Origin of the sequence: Bacillus paramycoides (assembly GCF_038971285.1) — a bacterium.
GTDB lineage: Bacteria > Bacillota > Bacilli > Bacillales > Bacillaceae_G > Bacillus_A.
In genome coordinates this window covers 285,001-287,500 of record NZ_CP152427.1, presented here as the reverse complement: position 1 = coordinate 287,500, position 2,500 = coordinate 285,001, and the positions used below count along the sequence as shown (strand labels likewise).

Annotated in this window: 1 protein-coding gene and 2 rRNA genes (2 of these 3 running past the window's edge); all 3 read right to left on the bottom strand. The window is 46.6% G+C overall.

All coding sequences use genetic code 11. The features are described from left to right. Positions 1–568: the 5' portion of an alpha/beta hydrolase gene (locus AAG068_RS01635; protein WP_342716711.1), read on the bottom strand. Its footprint begins 392 nt before the window's first position; the window shows 568 of its 960 coding nt (coding positions 1–568); its start codon is at positions 566–568; its stop codon lies beyond the left edge, outside the window. A gap of 222 nt (positions 569–790) precedes the next feature. Next, a 5S ribosomal RNA gene (gene rrf / locus AAG068_RS01630) occupies positions 791–906 on the bottom strand. Positions 907–954: 48 nt separating this feature from the next. Then, positions 955–2,500, bottom strand: a 23S ribosomal RNA gene (locus tag AAG068_RS01625) (it continues 1,377 nt past the right edge of the window).

Below are 2,500 nucleotides of genomic sequence, written 5' to 3'. Positions count from 1 at the left end.
ACTCTTCACCTGAAGTCATCATTACAGTTGCTCCCCCCATTGAAACACCAAAGAGTGCTATTTCAGCATTAGGGTCTTTCTTTACAATTTGTTGAATCCAAATCAAAATATCTTTACGATCGTGCCAGCCCATCCCTATATAATCACCTTCACTATTTCCATGCCCACGAAGATCTGGCGCTATGACGTTATATCCTTGTTCATAAAAGTTCCGGATATATTTCGTCATTTTCGATGCCCTACTATCGTATCCATGAACTACAATTGCCCATTTATGGCTAGATTGTTCATTCATATATCCATAACCTTTTAATTTCAACTTATCGAAAGAATTTATGTGTAGTGTATTAGGTTTATGATTTGAGACAAAGCTCGCATCCTTTTCTTCATTTGTAGCGAACGCACCTCCCGACGCATTCACAGTTTCTACTAAGTGAGGGTTATCCTCTAAAAACTCTTTCTCTTGTTTCGCATTCAACGCATAATTATAAAAATAATTCCCGACTAACATATAAGTAATTGCTAGAAGGACTAAAACTACTATAGTAATTACACCTATCTTTTTCATATTATCTCCTTTTCAAAATTAAATATTCTTATATTCAATTACTCAAAAAACAACTGCACTATTTTAACACACCTACAGATTACTTCTACAAAAAATAAAATAGAAAATCTTATACTACACATCAAAAATGATGAAAGAAAATGAATATGAGAGGATTAAAAGAATAAGGATTGGGAGTTAGAAACACAAAAAAGACGAGTCATTCTGACTCGTCTTACAGTTGCTTGGCGACGTCCTACTCTCACAGGGACAAGGTCCCAACTACCATCGGCGCTAGAGAGCTTAACTTCCGTGTTCGGTATGGGAACGGGTGTGACCTCTCTGCCATCATCACCAAACTATGAAGGCATATTCCTCCAAAACTAGATAACATTGCTTCATATTATATGGTTAAGTCCTCGATCTATTAGTATTCGTCAGCTCCACATGTCACCATGCTTCCACCTCGAACCTATCAACCTGATCATCTTTCAGGGATCTTACTAGCTTACGCTATGGGAAATCTCATCTTGAGGGGGGCTTCATGCTTAGATGCTTTCAGCACTTATCCCTTCCGCACATAGCTACCCAGCTATGCCCTTGGCAGAACAACTGGTACACCAGCGGTGCGTCCATCCCGGTCCTCTCGTACTAAGGACAGCTCCTCTCAAATTTCCTACGCCCACGACGGATAGGGACCGAACTGTCTCACGACGTTCTGAACCCAGCTCGCGTACCGCTTTAATGGGCGAACAGCCCAACCCTTGGGACCGACTACAGCCCCAGGATGCGATGAGCCGACATCGAGGTGCCAAACCTCCCCGTCGATGTGGACTCTTGGGGGAGATAAGCCTGTTATCCCCGGGGTAGCTTTTATCCGTTGAGCGATGGCCCTTCCATGCGGAACCACCGGATCACTAAGCCCGACTTTCGTCCCTGCTCGACTTGTAGGTCTCGCAGTCAAGCTCCCTTATGCCTTTGCACTCTACGAATGATTTCCAACCATTCTGAGGGAACCTTTGGGCGCCTCCGTTACACTTTAGGAGGCGACCGCCCCAGTCAAACTGCCCACCTGACACTGTCTCCCGGGTCGATAAGACCCGTAGGTTAGAATTTCAATACAGTCAGGGCGGTATCCCACCAGCGCCTCCACCGAAGCTAGCGCTCCGGTTTCAAAGGCTCCCGCCTATCCTGTACAAACTGTACCAAAATTCAATATCAGGCTACAGTAAAGCTCCACGGGGTCTTTCCGTCCTGTCGCGGGTAACCTGCATCTTCACAGGTACTATAATTTCACCGAGTCTCTGGTTGAGACAGTGCCCAAATCGTTACACCTTTCGTGCGGGTCGGAACTTACCCGACAAGGAATTTCGCTACCTTAGGACCGTTATAGTTACGGCCGCCGTTTACTGGGGCTTCAGTTCAGAGCTTCGCTTACGCTAACCCCTCTCCTTAACCTTCCAGCACCGGGCAGGTGTCACCCCCTATACTTCGCCTTACGGCTTCGCAGAGAGCTGTGTTTTTGCTAAACAGTCGCTTGGGCCTATTCACTGCGGCTTTCCGTTAAGAAAGCACCCCTTCTCCCGAAGTTACGGGGTCATTTTGCCGAGTTCCTTAACCAGAGTTCTCTCGCACACCTTAGGATTCTCTCCTCGCCTACCTGTGTCGGTTTGCGGTACAGGCACCTTTTATCTCGCTAGAAGCTTTTCTTGGCAGCGGGGAATCAAAGACTTCGCTCCATAAGGAGCTTCCCCATCACAGCTCAGCCTTCACGATAAGCGGATTTGCCTACTTATCAGCCTAACTGCTTGGACGTGCACAACCAATCGCACGCTTCTTCTATCCTTCTGCGTCCCTCCATTGCTCAAACGATAAAGAGGTGGTACAGGAATATCAACCTGTTGTCCATCGCCTACGCCTGTCGGCCTCGGCTTAGGTCCTGACTAACCCTGA